The 25598-nt window shown below is 67.5% G+C and carries 22 protein-coding genes; 9 read left to right on the top strand and 13 right to left on the bottom strand.

What is annotated here, in order from left to right; all coding sequences use genetic code 11:
• Nucleotides 1-61: 61 nt before the first annotated feature.
• Nucleotides 62-679, bottom strand: coding sequence for an LmbU family transcriptional regulator (locus tag ACIPSA_RS12340; RefSeq protein ID WP_402632510.1), 618 nt, complete (start codon nt 677-679; stop codon nt 62-64).
• A 598-nt stretch (nt 680-1277) separates the two neighbouring features.
• Here ACIPSA_RS12340 and ACIPSA_RS12345 point away from each other — a divergent pair.
• Nucleotides 1278-2189, top strand: coding sequence for a LuxR C-terminal-related transcriptional regulator (locus ACIPSA_RS12345; protein ID WP_402632513.1), 912 nt, complete (start codon nt 1278-1280; stop codon nt 2187-2189).
• Between the two features lie 46 nt (nt 2190-2235).
• On the opposite strand, the gene ACIPSA_RS12350 is transcribed toward ACIPSA_RS12345, so the two are convergent.
• From ACIPSA_RS12350 to ACIPSA_RS12375, 6 genes are all read right to left on the bottom strand, one after another.
• A complete protein-coding gene (locus ACIPSA_RS12350; RefSeq protein ID WP_402633745.1) occupies nt 2236-3261 on the bottom strand; it encodes a DMT family transporter in 1026 nt (341 codons plus the stop codon).
• Between the two features lie 89 nt (nt 3262-3350).
• Complete coding sequence (locus ACIPSA_RS12355) at nt 3351-4823, bottom strand: pyridoxal phosphate-dependent decarboxylase family protein (protein ID WP_402632516.1); 1473 nt, start codon at nt 4821-4823, stop codon at nt 3351-3353.
• A gap of 33 nt (nt 4824-4856) precedes the next feature.
• A complete protein-coding gene (locus ACIPSA_RS12360; RefSeq protein WP_402632519.1) occupies nt 4857-6584 on the bottom strand; it encodes an NAD(P)/FAD-dependent oxidoreductase in 1728 nt (575 codons plus the stop codon).
• 112 nt (nt 6585-6696) lie between these two features.
• A complete protein-coding gene (locus tag ACIPSA_RS12365) occupies nt 6697-7383 on the bottom strand; it encodes a GNAT family N-acetyltransferase (protein WP_402632522.1) in 687 nt (228 codons plus the stop codon).
• The gene (locus ACIPSA_RS12370) at nt 7383-8096 is read right to left on the bottom strand and encodes a gamma-glutamyl-gamma-aminobutyrate hydrolase family protein (RefSeq protein WP_402632525.1); all 714 of its coding nucleotides are present in this window, start codon (nt 8094-8096) and stop codon (nt 7383-7385) included. Before ACIPSA_RS12370 ends, ACIPSA_RS12365 begins: the two co-directional genes overlap by 1 nt.
• 458 nt (nt 8097-8554) lie before the next feature.
• On the bottom strand, nt 8555-9487 hold the full coding sequence (locus ACIPSA_RS12375) for a proline dehydrogenase family protein (RefSeq protein WP_402632528.1): 933 nt from the start codon (nt 9485-9487) through the stop codon (nt 8555-8557).
• Between the two features lie 182 nt (nt 9488-9669).
• Between ACIPSA_RS12375 and ACIPSA_RS12380 the strand changes: the two genes are divergently transcribed.
• The 8 genes from ACIPSA_RS12380 (at nt 9670) to ACIPSA_RS12415 (ending at nt 18886) form a co-directional block, all read left to right on the top strand.
• The gene (locus ACIPSA_RS12380; protein WP_402632530.1) at nt 9670-10188 is read left to right on the top strand and encodes a DinB family protein; all 519 of its coding nucleotides are present in this window, start codon (nt 9670-9672) and stop codon (nt 10186-10188) included.
• A gap of 9 nt (nt 10189-10197) precedes the next feature.
• Entirely contained in the window at nt 10198-10716 is a 519-nt protein-coding gene (locus tag ACIPSA_RS12385; protein ID WP_402632533.1) for a flavin reductase family protein, read from the top strand.
• Nucleotides 10717-10819: 103 nt separating this feature from the next.
• Nucleotides 10820-12319 (top strand): amino acid adenylation domain-containing protein, encoded by a 1500-nt coding sequence (locus tag ACIPSA_RS12390; RefSeq protein WP_402632536.1) that lies wholly within the window; start codon nt 10820-10822, stop codon nt 12317-12319.
• Nucleotides 12316-13590, top strand: a complete 1275-nt coding sequence (locus tag ACIPSA_RS12395; RefSeq protein WP_402632539.1) for an MFS transporter — start codon at nt 12316-12318, stop codon at nt 13588-13590. Before ACIPSA_RS12390 ends, ACIPSA_RS12395 begins: the two co-directional genes overlap by 4 nt.
• Entirely contained in the window at nt 13587-14678 is a 1092-nt protein-coding gene (locus ACIPSA_RS12400) for a thioesterase domain-containing protein (protein WP_402632542.1), read from the top strand. The genes ACIPSA_RS12395 and ACIPSA_RS12400 overlap by 4 nt, the downstream gene beginning before the upstream one ends.
• A gap of 89 nt (nt 14679-14767) precedes the next feature.
• Complete coding sequence (locus ACIPSA_RS12405; RefSeq protein ID WP_402632545.1) at nt 14768-15982, top strand: acetyl-CoA carboxylase biotin carboxylase subunit family protein; 1215 nt, start codon at nt 14768-14770, stop codon at nt 15980-15982.
• Nucleotides 15983-16015: 33 nt separating this feature from the next.
• Nucleotides 16016-17638 carry a thiamine pyrophosphate-dependent enzyme gene (locus ACIPSA_RS12410; RefSeq protein ID WP_402632548.1) on the top strand — a complete coding sequence of 541 codons (1623 nt, stop codon included), beginning with the start codon at nt 16016-16018 and terminating at the stop codon, nt 17636-17638.
• 72 nt (nt 17639-17710) lie between these two features.
• On the top strand, nt 17711-18886 hold the full coding sequence (locus tag ACIPSA_RS12415; RefSeq protein ID WP_402632551.1) for a pyridoxal phosphate-dependent aminotransferase: 1176 nt from the start codon (nt 17711-17713) through the stop codon (nt 18884-18886).
• 83 nt (nt 18887-18969) lie between these two features.
• Here the strand turns inward: ACIPSA_RS12415 and ACIPSA_RS12420 are convergent, their stop codons facing one another.
• From ACIPSA_RS12420 to ACIPSA_RS12445, 6 genes are all read right to left on the bottom strand, one after another.
• Nucleotides 18970-20328, bottom strand: a complete 1359-nt coding sequence (locus ACIPSA_RS12420; protein WP_402632554.1) for an amidohydrolase family protein — start codon at nt 20326-20328, stop codon at nt 18970-18972.
• 2 nt (nt 20329-20330) lie between these two features.
• Complete coding sequence (gene glyA, locus ACIPSA_RS12425; RefSeq protein WP_402632557.1) at nt 20331-21614, bottom strand: serine hydroxymethyltransferase; 1284 nt, start codon at nt 21612-21614, stop codon at nt 20331-20333.
• 37 nt (nt 21615-21651) lie between these two features.
• The gene (locus tag ACIPSA_RS12430; RefSeq protein WP_402632560.1) at nt 21652-22671 is read right to left on the bottom strand and encodes an aldo/keto reductase; all 1020 of its coding nucleotides are present in this window, start codon (nt 22669-22671) and stop codon (nt 21652-21654) included.
• Between the two features lie 117 nt (nt 22672-22788).
• Nucleotides 22789-23976 carry an acyl-CoA dehydrogenase family protein gene (locus ACIPSA_RS12435; protein WP_402632563.1) on the bottom strand — a complete coding sequence of 396 codons (1188 nt, stop codon included), beginning with the start codon at nt 23974-23976 and terminating at the stop codon, nt 22789-22791.
• A 17-nt stretch (nt 23977-23993) separates the two neighbouring features.
• Entirely contained in the window at nt 23994-24653 is a 660-nt protein-coding gene (locus tag ACIPSA_RS12440; RefSeq protein WP_402632566.1) for a cytidylyltransferase domain-containing protein, read from the bottom strand.
• Nucleotides 24650-25477, bottom strand: coding sequence for a PIG-L deacetylase family protein (locus tag ACIPSA_RS12445; protein ID WP_402632570.1), 828 nt, complete (start codon nt 25475-25477; stop codon nt 24650-24652). The genes ACIPSA_RS12440 and ACIPSA_RS12445 overlap by 4 nt, the downstream gene beginning before the upstream one ends.
• Between the last annotated feature and the right edge of the window lie 121 nt (nt 25478-25598).

Genomic DNA, 25598 nt, shown 5'->3' on the forward strand with positions numbered 1-25598 from the left:
CGCCCCTGCGCCACTCGGGCCGTGCGCGTCGGGGAACTCCGTTACCCTCGGCGCTTCCGGATCACCCGCCCTGGACGGACTCCAGACCCGCTGCCCGGTCGAGGTTTATGATGATCCACTCGGCCAGATCACGGCCGTCGCGCTCCGCGGCGTTCGCCCACAGGTTCTCCCGCTCGGTGGTGGTCCGGACCTGGAGGCGGACCTCCTCCTGCCGTTCCCGCTCGTCGGCCGGAGGGGACAACGCCTTCCGCAGCTGCTGACGGAGTGTGTTCCGGGACCACTCCTCCTGTGCGGCACGCTCCAGCCACATCCGGCGTTCCGAGGGCTCCAGTGAGGCCACCTCCGCGTGGTGCTGGAAGCTGACCTTCGCATGCCGCTCGGTCGTGGGGAACCGCCTGGCGATCCATGAGTAATTCCGCAGGGTCTTGTAGTCGAGACCCGTCTCCTTCATCGCCTGCCGGTACCTGTCGGGGTACTTTTCCTGGCCGTAGATGAGCCAGTCACCGAGCCACCAACACGACGAGTCCGATATCAAGAAGAGGTGCCTGCCGAAGCGTTTCCATTCCGCCAGCGAGAAGTCCTGTGGAAGGCAGAGACCGGTGCGACGGGTGAGGACGGATCCGTCGAGAGGGGACGTGGAGGAATTGCCGAGTTTGGTTGTGCTGAGAGACTTCCCCATGCTGATCATTACTCCCCGTGTGATGGATCGATCAAAGGGCTGCGTCGTTGCCCGGCGGCCCTCTACGCGCGTCATTCCGCGCCCGCCGGAGTCCTGGGGCCCACGGACGGGCGCATCGGTGCCGTATGCAGGGTCAGGTGCGGGAACAGGGTCTGACGGGAGGCCAGTTCGCCCCGCCGGGTGGCCGGTTCTTTCTGTTCGCCCGCGAGGCGGCCGTCCGCGATGGCGTGGGTGGGACCTGCGGGCCGCGGGAGGCGTACGTGGCGTCGGGGGGCGGCACTTCGCCCAGCCCCGGACGCCGGTCGACGCGGTGGCCCCACACTGAGCACTGCCTTGTAAACAGGCCGCGAGTCATGTCGACGAATCCCCCGATTCTCTGATCGCAGGGAAGTGTGACATCGCGTTCGAGCCGCGGTCTAGGCCGTTCAACTGTCACAAATCGGCCTGGCCGCCGGGTGCCACCCGGACTACCGGACAGGCGGGGTGAAACCGAATGGCCGAAAATCGTCAGGATCGGCGGTGGTCACACAACAAATGTTGCTGTCAAGCTCATTGGTGATCTTGGTAAGTTGTGCGCCGCCGTGCGAGGGAGGGTTCGATGCAGTCGCGAGATGGTTGGGATGTTCCGGCGTGGGCCGGAGAAGGCGGCTCGGAGCACCGGCTTTGCCGGTGCGGGGAGTCGGAGGCCGGGCCGAACCTGTCGGCCTCGGGCCTGAACCCGTCCACGGCGCTGGGGCAGGAGGCCGCGATGCGCCGGCTGATCGAGCGGACCACCACGGCTCTGCGCGACATGGCCGAGGAGTTCGACGAGCTCGGCGACTCCCTCGGCCGTAATCCCGCCAGGCCCGAAAACGGCTGGCAGCACCGCGTCGCGGCGTACGCCGTGGAGTTCCTCACCGACCCGGCGGAGATCGCCGAGGCGCTGCTCGACGCGGCGGCCGTCGCCGTCAACGAGATCATGAGCATGCATCCGGGCCCGGTGGTGACGGGCGCGGCACTCGCCGAGGAGCTCGAACGTACGCGGTACGCACGCGCGCGGGGCGTGACGGTGCGGAGCATCTACGCGGAGTCCTTCTCCAAGTCGCCGAACGGTGCCAAGCATCTGCGCAACCTCGCCGCGCTCGGAGTACAGATTCGACTCCTGGGATCGGTCCCCTTCCGGGTGGTCGTGAGTGACACTCTGGCCATGTTCTCGGCATCCGGGGATGACGGCCTGACCGTCCTGCGCCCGGCTCTCATGGCGGGCATCGGCCGGCAGGTGCTCGAACACTGGTGGGCGGTGGCCACCCCGCTCGACGAGCTCGCTCATGACCTGGAAGACGGCCCCACTCCGCAGGAACAGGCCATACTGCGGCTGATGTCGGCGGGGGTGAGGGACACGTCGATCGCACGCGAAATCGGCGTCTCGATACGTACGTTCCGCCGGAACCTGGTGACGCTCATGAACAAACTGGGTGCGGAGAACCGGTTTCAGGCAGGAGTCAAGGCTTGCAGCAAGGGGTGGCTGTAACCCGCGGCAGTTCTGGGAGCGGGCGAGTCCGCTGTCCCGTCTCACTTCACTTTGCGCGGGATTCCGGCACGCGCGCCCTGTCGAAGACGTAAAAACAGAGGAAGACACCGCCGATCACCAGCGAACAGCCCCAGAATTCCCCCGGCTTGGGCGCACGTCCCTCCCACAACAGGTAGAAGAACGCTCCGAACACGGCTTCCATCCCGATGATCGGCCCCATGATCGTCGATGGAAGCCGCTTCGACGCGATGTTCCAGAACCACGTGGCGCACCAGGACCCCAGGACCGCCAGTGCCGTGCACCATCCCAGGAACGGCAACAAGGTGCCGACACCGGCGAACGGGGACGTGCCCTCGGCGGACTCGGCCAGCGGCAGCAGGACCAGTGAGCCGCAGAACGCCCCGAATCCGATGCAGGCGGTCCAGGTGGTGTTGTCGACGACGGAGTCCGCCCGCTTCAGGATGATCCGGTTGGCGATGACGAAGTAGGACCATGCCAGACACGCGGCGAAGCCGAGCGCGGCTCCGACGAGCCGGTCCCGCCCGTCGCCATGGGGGCCGAAGGCGCTCACGCCGCCGTTCACCAGGAACAGACCGACCGAGATGACGGCGATGGGGAGCGCGCAGTTGCGCCATCGCAGGACCTTCTCGATCAAGTTGGAAGCCAGCGAGACCATGACCGGGATGAGCCCCGTCATGGTCGACGCAAGGACGCCCCCGCCGATGGCCGCGGACATGGACAGCAGGAGATAGAAGCCGATATACCCCACAATGCCAAGATGTAGGGCCAATGCGATATTTCGGATACCGAGATCTCGCAGTTTGTCCCGACGGGATGCCAGAACGGCCATGGACACGAGCCCGAAGACCGTGTACCTGCCCAGGACGAGGTAGTAGATGTTCACAGGGCGGACGGCGGCGGGGCCCAGGAACGTGAACCCCCACAGAGCCGTCGCCACGAGCGCGGCCGACACCCCGACGAGTGCCGGTGTGGCAGGCCGTCGCCGACTCCCCGGTGCCGCTTCTCCCGCCGGTTCGGCACGGGGACCGGTGGAGGTCTCCGTGCCTGGCACCGCCATGTCCTGCTGCCGGACGGTCCCGTGGCCCGGTCGCTCCATGTACTGCCCCCATTCCTCGGGTCCTTCGCTCCGTCCGTGCGCCGTCACCGCGACGACACGAGAAGTTCGTCGCCGATCGACAGGACCTGCTCGACGAGGAAGTCGAAGTCGGACCGGGTCGACCTGTGGTTGTTGTTGGCGACACGAAGGACGAACCTGCCGTCCAGCACCGTATGGGACGGCATGGCCAGCCCTTCCACCTGCAGCCGCGACAGAATGCTCCGGTTGACCTGGTTGAGTTGGTCCAGCGTGGCACCCGGCCGGACGTAGCGGAAGCACACGATGTTGAGGTCGCTGCGGGAGACGACCTCGAGCCTGTCGGAGCTGTCGGCCAGTTTCGTCACATGCGCGATCTGCTCGATGTTGCCCGCGATCGTGTCGGCGAAGGAGTCGGCGCCGTGGGTCTTCAGGGCGAACCACACTTTGAGCGCCCGGAACCGCCTGGACTGCTCGACTCCGCGGTCGGAGAAGGCGACAGGGTACGAAGAGGGGCCTTGCGCCGTGCTGCTGATGTAGTCCGCGCTGGAACTGAATGCGCTCTCGAGCGTGCCGGAGCGCCGCACGAGCACACAGCTGACGTCGAACGGCATGTACAGCCACTTGTGCAGATCGAAGACGAGCGAGTCGGCCTCGTTCATGCCGGCCAACAACGGCCGGCAGGCCGGTACCAGTTGCGCGAAGGCACCGAAAGCCCCGTCGACGTGGAACCAGAGGTCCTCCTCGCGAGCGATGTGGAGCAGCTCGTCTAGGGGGTCGACGGCGCCGGTGTTGACCGTGCCGGCGTTCCCCACCAGACACAGCGGGCGCAGCCCGGCCTCGCGGTCCTGCCGGATGGCGCTTCGCAGCGCGTCGACGTCGATCCTGAAGTCCGCGTCGACGGGGATCTGCCGGAAGTGACGTCGGCCGATCCCGAGCAGTTCGACCGCCTTCTCGACGGAGTGGTGCGTCTCCGTGGAGCCGTAGACGGTGAACTGCGGTCCGCCGCCGATGGCGCCGAGGCCGCGGATGTCCGCCGTCCCGCTCTTCGCCTCGCGGGCGGCGGCGAGGGCGATGATCTGCCCCATCGACGCACCGCTCGTCAGGATGCCCGAGCCGGCGGCGGGCCAGTGCATGGCCTGCTTCATCCACTCGATGACCTGCTGCTCGACCATCATGGCGGCGTTCTCGCCGGAGCCGAGCGTGCAGTTGATGACCGAGGCGAGGAGGTCGGCGTATGCCGCGACGGGTACGCCGGAGCCGTTCGCCCATCCCCAGAAGCGCGGATGGATGTTGCCCCGCGGGTACGGCAGAACCGTCTCGCGGAACTCTTCGTACACCTCCTGCATCGGCGCGCCGGTCCGGGGGAGAGCGGCATCGAACGACGTCCGGACGGCGTCGGGAACCGGTTGCCACACCGGCCGGTCACGGATGCCGGCGAGGTGGTCGGCCATGTCGTCGACGATGCGCTTGCCCAGCGCCCTGAACTCCTCCCAGTCCGAGGGGTCCAGGGGAGGGGTACCTTCTTCGTGCGGGAGCACCGTGCGTTGCCTCCAGGCTCGTGTCGGCGGCGGTCAGATGGTGGAAGCGGCCGAATCCGTCGTTACGGCGGCAGTCGACGGCGGGTCCGTCACGAACGCGGTGAGGCGTTCGGGATGGTAGAGCGCGTGCATGGCGTGGGATCGTCCGCCGAGCGAAGCGAGTACGGCACGGGCGATCGCCGGCGACTGCGCGAAGCCGCCGGTGTTGTGGCCGCCGTTGATGACGAAGAGGCGGTCGTGTGCGGTCGTCTCGGCGTGGTAGAGACCGAGTGACGTCGCGGTCCAGGGCCGGACGCAGTACTTGAAGTCGTAGTTGTCCACTGGCCGGGACGACGCCTGCAACGCGGCCCGGCCGGGGAAGAGCTGTTCGACGGTGTCGACGATGCCGAGCCTGATGGCGCTGAGCTGATCGCCGTCGGGATCCGAGGTGGCTCCGGTGTAGCCGTAGCCGGACCCGACGATCAGCGTCTGCCGACCGTCTCCGTCCACCGCGACGGTCACGTTGGCGTCCTCGGTCACATGCCCTCTGCGGCCGACCTTGAGTGAATGCGTGAGCCCCGCCGTGGCGTTGCTGACTCGCATCCACCCCCCGAGCACGCCGTGGATCCTGCCTTCGCAGGGGGAGCCTTCGAGCAGCGCACCGCCGTCGACGCCGGGAGACGCGACGACATGCGCGTCCTTGGGGATCGGGACGGCGCAGTCGAATCCGGTGACCGTTCCCGAGCTGTCGCGCCGGACACCGAGCACGGGAGTGTCCCAGTGGAAGACGACACCGCGGGCCTCGAGGAAGGAGGTGATCCGGCGTGAGAACTTGTGGACGCCCACGGTGAATCCGGGGACGAGGAACCCGCCGACGAGTGTCCCCGCGTCGAGGGGACGGGCCAGCGCCGGGAACTCGTTCGCCAGCTCTGTCGGTGTCAGCTCACGGGAGACGACACCGAGGGCGTGGTGCCGGGCGAGCGCGTCCTCGTAGTGACCGGGGTCGCTGTAGAGACGCAGGATGCCCTCGGCAAAGACGACGTCCTCGAACAGCTCGGGAAGCTTGCCCCGCAGATCCGTCCACTCGTCGAACGCCTCGGCGGTGAACGCGAAGATGTCCTCGTTGTAGGCGCCGGCGAGCCAGGACGGGACGCGTTCGAACTCGTCGATCCAGGACCGCTCCTCGTCGGACAGCGTCCGGTCACCGATGGCGAGCCAGCCGTTGTCCTCGACCGCGGACCGGAAGTAGTCCGGAGCGCTGCCGAAGAAGTCCCGGTTGTTGTAGCTGTCCATCTCGGTGAAGGTGAACATGCGCGCGTCGTCACCGGCATGAGTGCAGCCGTACCGGCTCCAGTGGCCGTTGCCCGGGGCGGGTGACCGGTCGACGACCGTCACGCGGTAGCCGTCCTCGCACAGGTACAGCGCCGTCATCAGATTGACGATGCCGGCCCCGATCAGGACGACCTCGCGGCTGTCCGCGACGGCCGAGGCCGCCCGGGCCGCGGCCGCCCGTTCCAGGGTGAACCGCCGCTCGCAGTGGCGCAGCGCCGCGGCGATCGACGCGAGGCCGCCGTCGTCCTGCGTGAACTCGAGGATGTCGGGTTGAACGGACGCATCCGGGGCGCCGCTCACATACGAGACGACCTTGGTTCCGTGGATTCCCTCCGACCATCGCCGGAGGAGGGAGTCGCCGGGCCGCCTGGACGTGATCAGCGCGTGCGCTCGGTGGGCGAGGAGCGCGCTGAGCAACTCCTCGGTCGACGCGGAATCCAGGGAGGGCATGTGTACGACGTTTTCGGAGCGCAGAAAATCCGAACCCGCCAGATCGGGATTCGCTATGGAGATCAATATCTTCAACGCAGTGGGCTTTCTCTGCGAGATGTGCGGATGTGATTCAGGGCTGACCGTCACTGAAAGGCAGTGGCTGGCGCTTCATCCGGAGGTGCGCGACTCCCCGCTCGTCGTGGGCGACGCGGATTCCGGTCCATCCGTCCTGGAACGCGCGTTCCAGTTCATCGGTGGAAGAAAGAGGGACGGACGCCTCCGTCCCGCCGCCGGACGCCGCTGCCCATCCACCTGGAGACGGGCGATAGAAGAGAAATCGGAGTTTGCCGCCGAACTTCCGGACGAGATCGACGGGGCGAAATCCGGCCTCGATCAGTGACCTGACGCCATGTGGATTCTTCGGTGAGCTGGTTGCGAACAGGTGCCGGATGTCCGTACCTGCCAGGTCGGCCAGGGCTCTGGCGTTCATGAGCCGTGCCAGTCCGTGCCCCCGCCATTCGGGAAGAACGGCGATGGTGTCCCAGTGCCCGACGTGACGGTACTCCGAGGGCGGAAGCGATGTGTCCCGCGACAGGTTGAATTCGCGGTCGCGTGGAAAATAGACCATCCGGTAGGCGACGGTCTCCCGTCCGTACGAGACGCCGTAGCAGCGACCGCCGTCGGCCAGGCAGTACGAGATGAATTCAGGTGTACTGGTCTGGAAGATGTCCTTTTCCATCAGGGAGGAACTGATGCGCTCTTGCATGTCCAGGACGAGCCCGAGATCCGCCGGGCCGAGAGGTCGGATGTCGAACATCAGCGCATACCCGCTGCCGACACGAAGGCGGAGATCAGAGGGTCGATGAAGTCGTCGGTGTCGCTCACGGGAAGTTCCGGGTGCCAGAGGACACCCACGGCCCATGCCCGCCCCGCCTGCTCTATCGCCTCGGCGAGGGAGTCGTCCGAACGGGCTGTCACCTGCCACCGGGTATCGTTCGCCCGCTGGTCGCCCAGGCCCTGATGGTGATACGAGGTGACGTCGACGCGGCGCTCGCCGTGCGCGAGGGCGACCTTGCTGCCCTCGGAGAGGGTGACGCGATGCTGCGACGTCTCGGAGATCGACGTCCGATGGGCGACGATACCGCTATTGATGTCTGGAATGTTCCCTATTAGTGGGTTGCCCGTCGCGCTGTACAGAATCTGGCATCCGCGGCAGATTCCGAGTGTGGGAAGGCCCGCTGCGAGTGCCGCCTTGGCGAGACGGAGTTCGAACGCGTCACGGCTCGGGTGGTACTGGTACCCGATCTGTCGCGTGGTGCCCTCGCAGTAGTCGGGATCGATGTCCTCGCCCCCTGTCAGGAGGAGCCCGTCGATCGATGACAGGAATGGTTCGCAAAGGCTCTCGTCGACGCACGGAATGACGACCGGTATCCCGCCTGCCCGGACCACGTGATCGATGTAACCCTGATGAATGCAGTGGCTCTGAATTGCTGTGCGGAATCGTGCTGTGATTCCGATCCGCGGTTTCATGAACTGTCCCTTTTGGAGACCCGAAAACGTCAAGTGGGCCGGAACGCTAACTGACGTCCTTCCGGCGGTGCAAGACTGAGGATCTGCGCCGGGAGATGTCCCGCCGGCGGGACATGCGCCTCCCCCCTCCAGCGAGCAGTGTCGACGTGCACTTCCGCCGCACTGCCCGGTGATGGCGTCGCCCTCTCGGCGACCTGATCGCGCTTCCCAGGTGTTGGTCGAATTTCGACTCTTGGGGCAGGCGGCGGAGGCTGACGGGTGAACGAAATGAACGGCGTATGCCTGCCGCTCGTGACGCCGTTCCAGGACGGCGCCGTCGATCTGGAATCACCCCGGCGCCACGCTTCGACCGTGCGGAACATTCGGACCGTCAAGGACGCCACCGGAAACATCATCCGGGCCGATACGTTCCGCGGAGTGCCGTCTGCCTCTCACGCGCGTCCGGGCGAGGGCGGCGCTCAACCGGACTGCGTCAAGGCGCGCAGGAAGAACAGGGTGTTGGCCGGGCGCTCGGCAAGCCGTCGGGTGAAGTAGCCGTACCACTCCGGTCCGAACGGCAGGTAGACCCGCACGGTGTTGCCCGCCGCGGCCAGTCGCCGCTGTTCGTCGCTGCGCACCCCGAACAGCATCTGGTGTTCGAACCCGGTCGCGTCCCGTCCATGACGTCGCGCCAACTCCGCGCTGATGCTGATCAAACGGGGGTCGTGTGTCGCGACCAGGGGATGGGCGTCGCCCGCGAAGAGGGTGCGCAGACAGCGGACGTATGCCCGGTCGACGTCCGACCGCCGCTGCAGGGCCACCGAGTCAGGCTCGCGGTAGGCGCCCTTGACCAGCCGCACCCGGGCGCCCGCGCGCTGAAGGTCAGCGCAGTCGGCCGGGCTGCGCCGCAGGGCGGCCTGGATCGCCACGCCGGTGAGGGGGAAGTCCCGGCGCAGCTCGCGCGCTATGTCCAGCGTGGAGTCGGTGCTGGTGTGGTCCTCCATGTCGAGGGTGACCAGCACGCCCGCCTCGCTCGCGGCGGCGCAGATGTGTCGCGCGTGATCCAGGGCCCGGGCGGGGCCGTCAGCGCCAAGCAGCTGTCCCAACGCCGAGAGCTTGAGGGAGAGTTCACTGACCGCACTGCCGAGACCGCCGTCCTCCAGGAGCCGGGCGAACGCCACGAAGGCATCTCGCGTCCGTACGATCTGCTGGGGATCGTCGGCGTACTCGCCGAGGAAGTTGTAGGTGACACTGAGCCGTCCCGCCACAAGGGCCGAGCCGGCGGCGACGGCATCCGCCGCCGCCTCCCCGGCGATGAAGCGTTCGACAATTGCGCGTGATGCGGGCAACGTCTGCAGGAAGGTACGCACGCGGTCATGGCGTGATGCGAACAACAAAATGCGGCGCAGCATGGTATCCCCTAATTCGAACTTGCTGGAAAGCGTCCGACTGATATTGACAAACTCGCCGCGACGGGAGCCTAACAGGCGGGGGGTCGCGCACTGGATGAACCGAACTGATCCTGGAACGCCTGTACTTGACGATGGCGACAGGACAAGCAGAACAGTTGCCCAGGTGAGTCGAGTTCCCTAACATGCCTGCCGTGAGCGACCTTGAGATCATTTTCGAACATCACATATGGGCAACTCGGACCCTCATTGAGCACTGCCAGACACTGACGCCGGAACAGCTTGCTCTTTCCATGCCGGGTACTTACGGTGCGATCGTTCCGACGATCACTCACATCATCGCGGAGGACCAGCGACTCCTTGAGCGACTGACGGGAGAGCGGGCCGAGGTCTCGGTGACCGAGGACGACACCTTCACCCTGGAGGAGCTGCTCGCGGTCTGGAACCGACAGGCCGAGCGCTGGCGCAAGGTGCTCGCGCAGGGGGAGACCCTCGATGTGACGCTGCCGGCCCGAGACCCCTGGCCTGCCGTGACCGGCGCGCGACCGCTCGTGCTGCTGGAGGCGATTCAGCACGGCAACGACCACCGGACCCATGTGTGCTCGGTCCTGGGCGCGAACGGACTGCCCATCGAGTTCCTGTGCGGCTGGGCATTCTGGCGCTCCACCGGACGCGTCACCCCGGCCGACTCGCTCCCGGCGTGACCGCAGTCATTGGACGCGCATACGCCGGCTCTCACGGACGCACTCGACACCGCACTGTTCCGCAAAGTCCTGGGAAGCTTCTGTTCGGGCGTCGTCGTCGTGGCCGCGCTAGGACCCGACGGGCCGCACGGGTTGACCTGCCAGTCGTTCAGCTCCTTGTCGCTGGACCCTCCGCTGGTGCTTCTCAGCGCGGCCCGCACCTCGAAGAGCTGGCCCAGGATCCGGCGGATCGGCACCTTCTGCATCAACATTCTTGCTGAGCAGCATCAGGAGCTCAGCACACAAATGGCCCGTTCCGGCACCGACAAGTTCGCCGGGGTGGACTGGGACACCACGCCATTGGGCGCGCCCCGGCTGAGGGGCACCGTCGCGTGGCTGGACTGCACGCTGCACGCCGAATACGACGGCGGCGACCACACGGTCGTCGTCGCGGCGGTGCACAACCTCGGCGTCCACCCGCACATACGCCCCCTGCTCTATTACCAGGGCCGTTATGCCACGCTGAATTCGACGCAGCAAGTCCGGTGACACGTTGAGGAGAGTATTCGCGATGGGAAGGCCGAGTGCCTCGCATTCCGCGGCAGGGCCGTCGTTGGCTGAAACCGCATCATTGGCTGATGCCTTCCGCGCCATGGTCCGACTCTTTCCGGACAACACGGCGGTGAAGGACGAAAGCCGAGCGCTGACCTACGCCGAGCTCGATGTCGCCTCCGACCGGATCGCGGCGGGCCTTCGCACAAGAGCGGCCAGGGGGGAACTGGTCGGCGTCGTCATCGACCGGTCTCTCGGTACGCCCGTCGCTCTGCTGGGGGTGTTGAAGGCAGGATGCGCGTACGTTCCGCTGGACCCGGCCTACCCCGAACACCGCCTCCGTCATATCGGCGAGGACTGCGGCCTCCGGGTCGTGGTCGGTGACCCGGTGACCGTGCGGGACTGCGGACTGGACAACCTGGAGGTCGTCGATCCCGCCGCGTGTGGCGACGGCGGCCGACCGTCCGTCGAGGAGCGGATCACCGCGGACTGTCCCGCCTATGTGATCTACACGTCCGGGTCGACGGGACGGCCCAAGGGCTGTGTGGTCAGCCATGGGAATGTGCTCGCACTCATGCGGCATGCGCTGCCGCTCTTCGACTTCCGGACGTCGGACAGGTGGACGCTCTTCCACTCCACCAGTTTCGACTTCTCGGTGTGGGAGTTGTGGGGTGCTCTGCTGACCGGTGGCACGGCCATCTGCGTCTCGGCCGAGACGGCCCGGGAGCCCGAGGAGTTCCTGCAACTTCTGGAACGGGAGCGCGTCACCGTTCTGAACCAGGTACCGTCCGCGTTCCGTGCGCTCTGCAGAATGTGTGTGGCCCTGGCCCCCGACCTGTCGCTCCGCTATGTCATCTTCGGAGGCGAGAGCCTCGACCTCGATGTCGTGGGGGAATTCGTCCGGTACACCGCGCCGCGGTCGCCCGTCATGGTGAACATGTACGGGATCACGGAGACCACTGTCCATTCCACCATCAAGGTCCTGACCGAGCCGGACATGGAATCGAAGGGCAGGGCTTCCATCGGCCGGCCCCTCCCGCATGTGGTGATCAGCCTGCGTGACAAGGACATGCTGCCGGTGAAGCCCGGTGAGGCCGGTGAAATGTACATAGCCGGGTCAGGAGTTGCGACCGGATACCTCAACCGGCCGGAGCTCACCGCGGAACGGTTTCTCACCTTGGACACGGATTCCGGGCCGCAGCGCTTCTACCGAACCGGCGACCTCGGACGCCAGTCGGAATCGGGCGACCTGGAATACCTGGGCCGCAACGATCAGCAGGTGAAGATTCGTGGATTCCGTATCGAACTCGGTGAGATCGAGACCGTGTTGCGGGAGCACCCCTCGGTACGTGACGCGGCGGTGACAGCGCGCGAGTCCGCCCATGGCCAGATCCTGCTGGCCTGTGTCGTCCCCAGGGAATCCACGGCCGACAGGTCGACGGAGGCGGAGCTTCGGCGGCACCTCTCCGGAAGAATGCCCGGCCACATGGTGCCCCGGCGATTCAGATTCATCGAGGAGCTGCCCCTCACCCTGTCGGGAAAGCTCGACCGCCGAGCGCTCCTGATCGTGTCCCATCCCGCGGAAGACAACCGCCCGTGAGCCTGGCGAAGCGGGTCCGCGCTGCCGCACAGCCGTATCACGCCCTGGTGGGAGGTGCGCTCCTCACCGCGCTGGGCCAAGGCATGTACTCGGCCGCGAGCGTCATCTACTTCACCCGGGTCCTGGACCTCTCCGTGAGCCAGGTGGGCCTGGCGCTGTCCGCAGCCGGAGCAACGGGCTTTTTGGCCACCGTGCCGCTCGGGCGGCTCGTCGACGAGATCGGCGCACGACGGACCGCGGTGGCACTCCAGCTCGCCAAGGCCGTCCTGGTGGCTCTGCTGGCAGTGATCCAGTCCTTCTGGCCGCTCCTGCTCGTGGTCGCTCTGCTGGGCGCGGCCACGCGCGGAGGCCAGGTCGCCTGGCAGGCACTGGTCGCCGATGTGGTGGGACCGAGCAAGCGGGTGCGCGTCCAGGCGCTGACCCGCAGTGCCTTCAACGGCGGTGTTTCGGTCGGTGTCCTGCTCGCCGCGCCCGTGATCGCGGTGACTGATCGCGGGCCGTTCGTGGCCATGCTGTTGGGCGTCGGTTTCTGCTATCTGGCGGTCTCCCAGGTGACCGCACGGCTGCCGGTGCCGCACCAGGCGGTGCGGAAGGATCTCAAGAGCAAGCCGGCCCGACCGAGCGTCAGCTTTGTGGCCCTGGGCTTCGTGACCGGGTTTCTCGGTCTGCACATCAGCGTCCTCGAGATCGCGATCCCCCTGTGGGTCGTGCAGCAGACCGACGTTCCGAAATCCGTGGTCTCGCTCCTGCTCTTCGTCAACACCGTGCTCGTGATCGCGCTGCAGGTTCCGCTCAGCCGGTCGTCGAAATCCATCCGCGGAGCCACGGTCGCGCTCACCTGCTCGGGATTCGTCATCGCCGCGTCCTGTGCGGCCTTCGCTCCCACGCACGGTCTCGGCGGTTGGACGGCGATCACGCTGCTCATCTCGGCCACTCTCCTGCTGACCCTGGGAGAAATCCTTCAGTCGGCGGCGAGCTGGGGTCTGGGGTTCGAGCTCGCTCCGGTCGGCGGCCGCGGTGGCCACCTCGGAGCGTTCTCGCTGGGTGCGGCCCTGCAGGATGTCGTGGGCCCCGGACTGATCGCGTTCGTGGTGATCCAGCACGCCCCGGAGGGGTGGTGGCTGCTGGCTGTCGGGCTCGCGGCGGCCGGCGTGGTGGCGATCCCGCTCGTCCGCCAGGCCCACCGGCATTTGATCTCGAGTACCGCGGAGGCCGAGGCGACATCCGGCTCCGTTGAACAGACACCTCTCGAAGGAGGCAAGACCTCATGACTCCCGAGCATCGGTCGGTCCGCGAGATCGCGGATCTCATCTGCGACATCTGGGCGAAGCTGCTGGACACCGACGTGAGTCCGACGGACGACTTCTTCCAGATCGGCGGAGATTCACTGCTGGTGGTCGAGGTCCTCATAGAGGCACGGAAACATGGTCTCGAGATGAAGACCGCCGCCGTCTTCAAGCATCCGACGCCGGCCGGACTCGCCAGGTTTCTGACCGACGCGCACGAGCCGGTGCCCGCCACCGCCCCTCAGGCTCCGGCGGCCCTGTTCGCGAGCGCCGACGACATCTGGAGCACGCATCGCAGCACCTGGGAACCGGACGCACCCCGCTGCCTCTTCCCTCTCGTCCCCGAGGGAGCGGGCGAGCCCCTGTTCATCGTGCACTGGGGAAATGACGCGGGGTTCGTGTGGGACGCCACCAGCGCCTGGGGTTCGGGGCGTCCCGTGTACGGCTTCGAGGCACCCGGCTACCGCGGCGCCGTCCGTCCGGTCTCCACCATCGACGCCATGGCGGACCGGTACCTGGTCGAACTGCTCGAGCAGCAGCCGGTGGGGCCCTACCACCTGGCCGGTCACTGCCACGGGGCTGTGGTCGCGTTCGAGTTGGCGCAGCGACTCCGCGCCAGGGGAGAGGAAGTACGCCTGCTGGCCATGGTGAAGCCCTCTGCGCTGGAGCGGTTCGTCAGCTATGGCTGGGGCCTGGACGAGATCACGCGCTATCGACTCGAATCCCTGGCCACCCAATTCGGTCTCAAGGGCGACGAGAGCCTCCAGGAAGTCTTCTCCAGGGTGCGGCAGGAGGACTGGTACGACGACCGGCTCGGCCCCGAGGATCTGCCCCGGCTCCAGGTGCAGTGGTCGGCGCTGGCGCTCGCGCTGCACCACTACGAGCCCCGGCCCTACGACGGTCCTGTCCTCCTGGTCCAGGACAACAAGGACCGGGAGGACACGGAACGGAACTGGCTCTCCGTACTGCCGAATGCCGAAACGCTCTGGCTCGACTACGGCGTCGACCTTCCCCTCCCCATCCTGCGCGACGCCGGGGTCGCGGCGCTCATGGCAGAGAAGCTCACCCCCTGATGGGCCTCGCCATCCTCTTCGAGCAGGCCGCGGCGACCGCAGGCGAGTTGGTGACGTCACTGGAGTCGTTCGGGGACCTGGTCTTCGCGGTGAACGACGACCCGTACGCACAGCGTTTCGTCCCCCTGCTCGAATCGGCAGGCACCGTCGTCGAGTTGACCGGGGACGCGGCCGAGGACGCGGCAGGACTCCGGGCGGCCGGCGTCACCGGTATCACCGCCTTCGGAGACCGGGGAGTCCTCGTAGGCGCCGACATCGCCGCGGAACTGGGTCTTCCGTTCCACGACCGGGCCACCGCGAGAGCGCTCACGGACAAGTACGTGCAGCGTGAACTGCTCAACCGGGCCGAGGTGGGCGCCGTCGCACACCGCCTGGTGGAGGCGCCTGCCGACTGGGACGATGTCGTGCGGAACTTCGCCTTCCCCGTGGTCGTCAAACCGAGTCAGGGAAAGGGAAGCCGCAATACGTGCCTGGTTCACAATTCCGCGCAGGGACGTGAACTGGTGGCCCGGCTGCTCGACCGGACCCGGGCAGAGCACGAAACGTCTCTGGTGGTCGAGGAATACCTTATCGGCGGCGGAACGGACCCGTACGGGGACTATGTCTCGGTGGAGTCCCTGTGTTCAGACGAGTCGATCCGGCATGTGGGGGTCACCGGAAAGCTGCCGCTGGCTCCGCCCTTCCGGGAGACGGGTCAGTTCTATCCGGCGGTTCTTTCGAAGTCCGTTCTCCAGGAGGTCCTGGAGCTGTCCGAAGCGGCTCTTCGGGCGCTCGGTGTCGAGCACGGCATCACCCACACGGAGATCAAGCTGACCGATCGGGGACCCCGTGTTCTCGAAGTGAACGGACGGCTCGGCGGGAATATCGCGGAGCTCTATCGGCGAGCCCTGGGCATCGATATGATCCGCGTGGCCGCTGATGCGGCCATGGGGGCGCAGCCTCTTCACGAATGGTCCGTCAGCGCGGATTCCCCGAGCGGCGGCACCTATTTCCAGTACTACAACCAGGCTCCTCTCGGCGCCACCCATCTGAAGGGTGTCGCGGGTGTGCGTACCTTCCTGCCGCATCGTCACATCGATTCGTACAGCCAATTCATCAGGTCGGGAAGCGGACTTCCGAGCGACATGCGGTCGGTCTTTCTGGACCGCATCTCCGGATCGGTGACGTCGCCGCAGCGGATGTGGGAGGTGCTCGACGAGTGCCTGCCCCGGCTGGAGTTCTCCTTCGGCGGGCCCGATGGCGGGACCGTGGTCGACGGGGCGACCCTCAGAAAGATGAACACCCAGTCAGGGACAGGTAATTGATGCCCTGGTACGGGGGAGCGGAAGGGTGGGAAAATGGCGAATGATTCGTCACCGACAACCGTCGCGGAGCACGTTGCCGCGAAGCTGGTGGACGAGGGCGTGGAGGTCGTCTTCACGGTTCCCGGAGAACAGATCGATCCACTGATGGGCGCCATCGCCAAGGCAGGCATACGCATCGTGCACACGCGGCACGAACAGGGCGCCGCCTTCATGGCCTACGGCTACGCCCGTTCGACCGGAGGGATCGGCGTGCACGCCGTCATCTCGGGGCCGGGGGTGCTGCACTCCACCGCCGGGCTCGCCCTCGGTTATGCGGGGGACGCCCGCATGCTCTGCATCGCCGGTCAGATTCCGACGGCGGCAATCGGACGCGGCCTCGGCGTCCCGCACGAGATCCCCGACCAGCTCGCGATCCTCAGGACACTCACCGGACGAGCGGATCGGATCGAGACCCCGGACCAGGTGACCACCGTCCTCGGCGAGGCGTTCCACCATCTCAGAACCGAGCGGCCTCGACCGGTCGCCGTGGAGATACCGGCCGACGTACTCGCCTCCGACGCCGGTTGCCCGGACGTCTGGATGGAGCCGGAACCGAACCGGTCGCCCGACCGTGCCGCCGTCGAAGCCGGCCGGAAGCTGCTGGCATCCGCCCAGGCGCCGATCATCTTCGTCGGCAGCGGGGCACGCGGAGCCGCGGCGGAGATCACCGAACTGGCCGAGTGCCTGAAGGCGCCCGTGACCTCCGAGTTGGGCGGCCGCGGCATCGTCGGCGACGACCACGAGCTGGCGATCTCCTATCCCGCCGCCCACCGGCTATGGCCCAAGGCGGACGTGGTACTGGCCATCGGCACGCGCTTCATGCGGCCTCAGGTCGAGTGGGGGCTCGACGACCGTGTAAAGGTGATCCGGGTGGACATCGACGCGGCGGAGATCGAGCGGGTGGCGACACCCGAGGTCGCCCTCGTCGCCGATGCCGCGGAGGCGGTACGGGTCCTGCGGACCGGCCTCGCCGACGTGGCCGACCGGGAGCCGTGGCTGGCCGAGGTGAAGGAGGCACAGCGAAGCGTCGACGCGGACCTCGACCGGTTGACGCCGCAGGTCGACTTCATCCGGGCGATGCGGAGCGCTCTGCCCGAGGACGGCTTCTTCGTGGACGAGCTGACTCAGGTGGGGTACACCGCGCGCGTGGCCTTCCCCGTGCTCAAGCCCTCCACCTATGTGCCGGCCACGTACCAGGGCGGGCTCGGCTTCGGGTTCGCCACGGCCCTCGGGGTCCAGGTCGCGAATCCGGGGCGGCCGGTGCTGTCGATCTCGGGTGACGGCGGATTCCTCTACACCGCCTCGGAGTTGGCGACCGCCGTCCAGCACCGGATCCCCGTGGTCGCGGTGGTCTTCAACGACAACGCCTTCGCGAACATCAGCCGGTCCCAGCTCAGCCTCCTGGGTATGACCGTCGCCACCGACCTGCACAACCCCGACTTCGTGGCGTTCGCCGAGTCGTTCGGCGCCCGAGGCGTCCGGGTGAGCGAACCCGCGGAACTGGCGGCCGAGATCACGGCCGCGTTCCGGCGGACGGACCGACCGACGGTCATCGAGGTGCCGGTCGGAGAGATGCCCAGCCCGTGGTCGTTGATCCGCCTGCCCCGAGTGAGGTGAGGGTTTCCACCCCGCAGGACACCGCCCGACTCCCTCGGCATTACCCGGAATTTCGGCAAGGAGACATCCCCCATGGTTCAGGCACAGCAGGAGCGCACTCCCCCCTTCCGAGAGGCACTGACGCGGATGCGCACTCAGCGCATCGTCGAGGTGAACCGCGTCTGCCGGGACTACCCGGACGCGATCAGCCTCTGTTTCGGAGAGTCGGATCTCCCCACCCCGGCGGTGGTGCGCGAGGCGGCGGCGCTGGCCGTGGCCGAGGGGAGGACGCTCTACGCGGACCGTCGTGGAATCGCCCCGTTGCGCTCGGCGATCCAGGCTTATCACCAGCGGACCCACGGCATCGAACTCGACCCGGAGCGGATCAGCGCGACGTCGTCGGGCATGACCTCGATCATGATCTCGCTCCAGTGCCTCGTCGAGCCCGGTGACAATGTGGTGGTCGTGGCGCCCGTCTGGCCTAATGTGCCGATCGCCGTGGAAGCCATGGGAGCCACTGTCCGGTTCGTTCAGCTCGACGCCACCCCCGAGGGCTGGTCGCTCGATCTCGGCAGGGTCGACGCCGCGTGCGACGAACGAACGCGGGCGATCTTCGTCGCCTCGCCCGGCAACCCGACGGGCTGGACGATGACCTCGGCCGAGCAGCGCGAGCTGCTCGAACTCGCCCGTCGACGACGTACATGGGTCATCGCCGACGAGGTCTACAACCGCATCGTGTACGACGGTTCGGTCGCCACGCCGTCCTTCTTGGAGGCGGCGCGCGACGACGATGCCCTCTTCGTCGTACAGAGCTTCTCCAAGACGTGGTCCATGACGGGATGGCGCCTCGGATGGCTGGTGCACCCCGCCGCACTCGCCCACCAGGTGGGCAACCTCAGCGCCATCAACAGCACGGGTTCCGCGACCTTCGTGCAGCACGCCGGCGTTGCCGCGATACGCGAAGGCGAACCGTTCGTCGAGGAGATGCGGGCCCGGTGTTCGCTCGGCCGGGACCTGGTCCTCGACGCCTTCAAGGGCAACGACCGCATCGAGGCCCCCCATGTGCCCGCCGCGTTCTACTCGTTCTTCCGGATCGACGGTGTCGAGGACGATCTCGAGTACGCGAAACAACTCGTGGCCCGGGCCGGAGTGGGACTGGCCCCCGGAACGGCCTTCGGACCCGGGTACGAGGGGTATTTCCGCATCTGTTTCGCCCAGTCGCCCGAGCGCCTCACGGAAGCACTCGAACGGCTCGTCGCCGCGGTCTGACGGCGACCGCGCTGGTGCCCACGTGGTCGTTGAGACCGTGGTCACCAGCGCCTCATGACGGCCGGGGCAGCCGCCCTCGTGTGTCAGGGAGACGGCGGTGCCTGCCGGCGCAGGTGGTGCGGGCTGCACGGCACGTCGTCGCCCAGGTCCGGCGACGGCAGGAACGGGCCGCCGACGATGTCGTCGGTGAGCACATCGAGGTCGAGGACCTCACCGGAGAGGATCACCGCCGCCCTGTCCCGGAGCGCCGACACGTCCTGGAGCGGGTCGGCGTGCACGAGCAGCAGGTCGGCCCGCTTCCCGACCTCGATGGTGCCGCGGTCGTCCGCGAAGCCCCACGCGGCGGCGGCGTCGCTCGTGGCCATGCGCAGGGCCCGCGCGGGCGTGAGACCGGCCTCCGTGTAGAGCGCGAGCTCCCGGAGGAGGGATTCGCCGGGGAAGGTGTACCAGGTGCCCGCGTCCGATCCCGCCACGACGTTGACCCCGCTCTCCACCATGTGCGCGAGCGCCTTCAAAGACTGCTCGAACGCCTCGCGGTAGAGGGGAAGTTGGCCGTTCGTCTCGTAGAGGCTGCGGTGCGTGGACACGTACCTGTCGACGACCTCGGGCGGCGAGGCGGCCGGCAGCGCGATCCGCCACCGTTCCAGCGATCGCGACTCGTAGGAGGCGAGGGTCGGAATCACCACGACGCCCCGGTCGACGAGTTCGGGTATGAGACCGTCGGGCACGTCGTCCACGATGCCATGGCCGATGATGTCGGCTCCCACGTCGACGGCGTCCATGGCGTGCGCACCTGACGCGACGTGGACGGCGACCCGGAAGCCGCGATCGTGCGCCGATGCGACGAGCTCGCCCAGCATCTCCTTCGTCAGGTTGGGGAGTGTGCCGAACACGTCGTCGTAGACGATCTTGACGAAGTCGGGGCGTACGGCGGTGATGCGGTTCATCTCCCGGTCGACGTCTCCGCGCGTCACCACGGCTGAGGCGGCGTCACCGATCGAACAGTCGCAGAAGCCGCCCGGGGCGTTGATGCAGCCATAGGACGTCAGCATGCGAGGGCCCAGGAACGTACCGGCGTTCACGTCGTCGCGCACATTCTCCGGCGACGATCCGGGGAAATCACCGCCCGCCGTGAAGAAGTCGACCACGCTCGTCACACCGTGCAGCAGGAACTGCTTGAGCGTGCGGGTGAAGTCGGGCCGTACGTCGAGGAACCCGTTGAAGGCGATGTGCACATGGGAGTCGATCAGGCCGGGCACCAGGTACTTGCCCTGCCCGTCCAGGCGCCGGAGGGCCGCCCGCTCCGCGGACGGGGCCGCCTGGTGGGGCGTGATGGCCACGATGGTGCCGGCGTCGTCGACGCGGACGTCGTACCCGCGGCGGACCGTCCCGGCCACGACGTCGACGACGGCGACGTTCTCGATGATCAGTGTCGGTTCCATGGTCAGACCAGTTCCTCCGCGTTGATGCCGGACCATTCGCTTGTCGGAGCGCCGAATTCACAGCGAATCTCGGCGGCCCTCGAGCGGACCTGGTCCACGGCCCTGCGACCGTCCCCCCGCAGGACGGCCGACATGAGTCCCGCGATCTCGGCCATCACAGGCGGGGTCATGCCGAGCGTGGTGACGGCCGCGGTGCCGAGCCGCAGCCCGCTGGGCCTGCGGGGCGGACCGGGATCGTTCGGGATCTGGTTTCCGTTGGCGAGGATGCCCGCCGACGACAGCCACCGCGCGGCCACGTCACCGGTGATGCCGAGAGACCTCACGTCGACCAGGCAGGCGTGGTTCTCCGTACCGCCGGTGACCAGGTCGAAGCCGTGCAGGGTGAGTTCGGCGGCAAGACGTCGGCTGTTTTCGAGGACTTGCCGGGTGTACGTGCCGAACGAGTCGGTGAGCGCCTCCCCGAGCGCCGCGGCGATGCCGGCCAGGACCCGTACGTTCGTCCCGCCCTGGCATATCGGGTAGACGGCGCGGTCGACGGCCTTGGCCAGGCTCGCCTTCGCCAGGATCAACCCCGCACGCGGCCCTCTCAGCGTCTTGTACGTCGCGGCGGTCATGATGTCCGCGTGGGCCGCGGGGCTCGGGATCGCGCCGCCGGCGATGAGGCCGACGGACTGTGACACGTCCGCGATGAGGGCCGCCCCCGACTCGTCGGCGATCTCGCGCAGAGCCGCGTAGTCCCACAGCCGCGGGTACGAGGTGTCGCCGCAGAAGATGGCGCGTGGGCGCTCCTTGCGGGCGACGGCCGCTATGGCGTCGTAGTCGAGTTCGCCGGTGTCCGCCGCCACCTCGTAGGGGACGACCCGGAACATGCGGCCGATGAGATGGAGCGGACCTCCGGTCGAGTAGTGCCCGCCGGAGGCGGTCTCCAGCCCCAGCAGGGTGTCACCGGGGTCGAGTACGGCGACGGCAGCGGCGAGGTTCGCCATGGTCCCCCGATAGGGCTGGACATTGGCGTGATCGACCCCGAACAGGCGGCAGGCGCGATCGATCGCCAGCCGTTCGAGTCCATCGGCGACCTCCTGGCCCTCGTGATATCTGCGTCCGGGATATCCCTCGCAGTGGATGGACTCCAGAGCCGGGTGCATGGCCGCAACGACCGCGGGGCTGAGGTAGTTCGCGGCCGCGATCAGGTTGATGGTCGAGGACTGTCGCGCCAGTTCGGATTCGATGAGCCGGGCCGTGGCCGCGTCCGTACCGGTGTGCTGTGTGGCTGCCTGGTCAATCACAACAAGTGACTCCCCCAAGAAGTTACGTAACGGAATGTCAAGGTGCTTTGAGCGTCGGGGTTTCGGCGGACGATGCCGACAGGGGCGTCGTGCGGGCCAGGATCCGGTCGATCTCCCGGAGGTCGGCGGGACTGAGCGCGCCGTGGGCAAGGGCGCCCGCGTTCTCCTCCACCTGCGCCGCGGTCCGGAAGCCGGGAATGGGCAGGCACTGGGGGGCGCGGGCCCAGATCCAGGCAAGGGCTCCCTGGACCAGGCTGCGACCACCGGAGGTCAGGATGTCCCGTACGGCGTCCCGCCGGTCGAGCCACGACTGGTCGGGACGGCCGTCCTGGAAGTACGCCACCCACTCGGGTTTGTCACCGCGCACGTCCTCGCGGCTCAGCCGAGTCCCGGACGTGTACTTCGGGCTCAGCATCCCCATGGCCAACGGCCCCCTGCAGACACTCGTCCAGCCGTTGCGGCCGGTCAGCGAGAGCATCTCCGGAGCGTCCCTGAGGACGTTCAGCTCGTGCTGTACGGCGGCGAAGCGGGGGCCCGCCATCGCGTCGGGAAGGGACGGCTTGTCGGTGCTCCAGCCGTAGAAGCGGATCTTGCCCTCCGCGACCAGCTCCTCCAGCGTGCCGACAAGGTCTTGAGCCACGCCCGACTCCACATCTCCGACGTGGAGTTGGTACAGGTCGACGTGGTCGGTGCCGAGTCGCCGGAGCGATGCCTCCAGCGCCGGACGCAGATAGCCCGGTGTGGTGTCCCTGCCGACGATCCGACGGGACGTCTCGTCGAAGACGTTGCCCCATTTGGTGGCGATCAGCACCTCGTCCCGGTGGCCGGCCAGGGCGCTGCCGAGGACGCGCTCGCTGTGCCCGGCACCGTAGACGTCCGCGGTGTCGAACACCGTGACGCCGAGTTCCAGGGCGCGCCGGATGGCCGCCGTCGACTCGGCGTCGTCGACCGAGCCCCAGCCGAAGGGCTTGTCGCCGGACCAGAAGGGGCCACCGATGGCCCAGCAGCCCATGCCCAGCGCGGGTGCCGCGGATTCGGCGGTCAGGCGGTGCTTCATCGTGTCTTTCTCCTACGGACGTGCTGACGCCGCCGGAGATCTCCCGGTGCGGGAAGGTCTCCCGGACGGCGGTCAACCAGTGCTGGTGCGGGCGGAGTCGCCCGGCCCGGACGTGCCTCAGAAGTAGCCGTTGGCGGGCAGCGGCTCTCCGTTCACCAGCAGATCGCCGACGGCGATGGCCTTGTACGAGGTCGGGTTGTGCAGGGTGACGGTGCGGATGTTGCGCCAATGACGGTCCAGGTTCTTGGCACGGCTGGCCGCCGAGGCACCGCCGACGTCGAAGATCGCGGCAGCGGCGGCGAGTCCCACCTCGTCGGCGTGCACCTTGACCCGCGCGGCCGACAGAGATGCCTTCGCGAACAGCTCCGGCTCCGGAGCGCCGCCGCGTTCACTCGCGTAGGCCGCGTCGATGTCCGCGGCCGCGGACAGCACCGCCGCCTCGACGGCATAGGCGGTCGACGACAGTCGCCCGATGGTCGCCAGCAGCATGGGATCCCGCGACGGGTCCGGCGAGGGCGCGTGGTCGAAGGTGCGCGTGCGGCTCGTGAGCAACGCGTTTGCGTCGGCGACCACGGACCGCAGGATTCCGGCGATCAGCGCCTGCAGATACAGCTGCATCAAAGGGACGTCCGAGGCCACCCTGCCCTGACCGGGGTCGGTCACCGAGACGAAGTCGTCCTCGGTCACGACGACATCGGTGAACTCGGTGGTCCCGGTTCCCGTGCGGTGCTGGCCGATGCCGTCCCAGTCGTCCCGCAGCGTGATTCCCGGCCGGTCCAGCGGCAGGTTGATGCGGGCGACCCGCTTCTCGTCGAGGTGGGCGACGACCATCACCCAGTCGGAGAATGCCGTCCCGGTGCTGTAGTACTTGGCGCCGGAGAGCTTCCAGCCGCTGTCGGACGGAATCAGCCTCGTCGCGTACTGCGCGGTTCCCAGTGCTCCGTCCCGCTCACTGGTGGCATTCCCGAATATCTTGCCCGCGAGGATCTCCGCGGCCCACCGGTCTCGAACAGGCCCGTCCGGAAGCCTTCTGAGCATCTGCGGCTGCAGGTAGTGGGAGCGCAGGATGTGCGCGACGATCGGGTCGGCCTCGGCGAGCTCCATCACGAAGGTCATGAGATCGACGATGCTGCCGCCGGGACCACCCAAGGATGCGTCCAGAGTGAGTGCGGTCAGCCCGCTCTTCCGCATCATGGCCATCTGCTCGTGCGGGTCGACGCTGTGCCGTTCCCGGTCGGCCGATCCGTCGGCGATATCGGCTATCAATTCTGAACGATCCCGGAGAATCGACGTCAGATCGGTCATGTGCGCTCCTACGATCGTCACTGCGCGGGCTCGGCCAGACGGCTGTAGATCACCTGGGCCATGGTGAAGTCGTCCTCGTCATCGATGTCCACCATGCGGTTGCGGGCATGGAACCAGTGGGGCCGCGCACCGATCGGCCCGAGGGACACCGCGGTGGAACGACGCAACAAGGACAGGGTGAAACCCAGTTGGTAGCGGACCGGGAGGCGCTGCGACGGGGTGTGCCACGGGCCGAACCCGAATCCCATCGGCTGGTGGTCCGGGTCGAGCAGATAGCCCCGGAAGGGATAGACGACCACCAGGGAATCGTGCTTCTCCCGGGCCTCGTCCCACGTCTCGAGGCAGGATCCGATGTCGTCGAACAGCGGGTCGGTGACATGGCACCAGGCGATGTCGTCCTCACCGGGAACCTGCCGGCACACCTCGCTGACCACATGGGCGTAGGGCGTCTCGTTCAGTGCCAAGTGCGGCTGTCTCGGGAGGAAGTTGATGCCGAGCTCGGCGGCGTGCTCGGCGACTGCCGGATCCTCGCTGCTCGCGTAGATGTCCTCGGCGGGCAAGTGACGCAGAAGCTGCTCGACCTTGATGTCGAACAGGGACCTCCCTTCGTGGAAGGGCCGGAAGTTCTTGCCCGGAACCCGTGAAGAGGAGTTCTTCGCAGGGATGACCGCCTTCACGGCCGACTCCTTCCCGTGCTGGCCGGTACGTCTGTTCGTTGTGAGGTTCGCGGACCGGGCGCGGCGTGGGCTCCGGTCACGATGCGTTTGAAGGCTTCGGCGTAGGCGCAATCGGCTGCCGTGCCGTTGTTGCGCATGCGGTCGACCACCCAACGGAGGTCCGCCGTCGGGTCGGCCGAGGCGGCGAACTGGCTGCGGTGGCAGAGAATCGCCTCGACCTTCTGCTGAGCGTGCCGGCCGACGTCGACGAAGAGGTCGGTGTGTTCATGGCCGGGCACCCACACTTCGTCGACCACGTGCGGCTGCAGGCCTTCGGCGAGCAGCTCCGGATGGGCCCGGGGATTGCGCGCGTCCGGATACACGGCGCTGAGCGTCGCCTCGCCTGCCGCGAGGTGGTCCGGGTGGGACGCCCCGATCGGAAAGACCAGCGAACGCAGGGGCTGGTGCGCCAGCACGAGCTCGGGACGATGGCGCCGGATCTCCCGGGCCAGGGCCTTGCGGAGACTGGTGTCGGCGGTGAGACCGCCGTCGCGAAATCCGAGGAATACCACCTCTTCCACGCCCAGATGTCTGGCGGCGGCGCGTTGTTCCGCATAGCGGGTCGCCGTCAATCGGGCGGCGGGTTCGGCTGGGTCTTCACCGCCCTGCGATCCGTCGGTGCACACGACATAGACAATGCGCGTACCGGTGGCGGTAAGCCGGCCCACCGTCGCCCCGAAGCTGTACTCAGCATCGTCGGGGTGCGCGGCGACAACCATGGCGCGAGAGAAAGTCCGGGGTAATGGCTGAATCTGCTCTTCATTAGTAAGTGGCTCGATGAGCATGCGCCAACCGTACAGGGCGATGTCAAGCGTGTTTCGGTGTCGTGCAAGGAGTAACTCTCCGGCCCTGATTGGCGATTGCCGCAGAGTTGCGCAGCAAGTCGGTTTGATTCCGGCTATTACT

This window comes from Streptomyces sp. NPDC086549 (genome assembly GCF_044746205.1).
Taxonomy (GTDB): domain Bacteria; phylum Actinomycetota; class Actinomycetes; order Streptomycetales; family Streptomycetaceae; genus Streptomyces.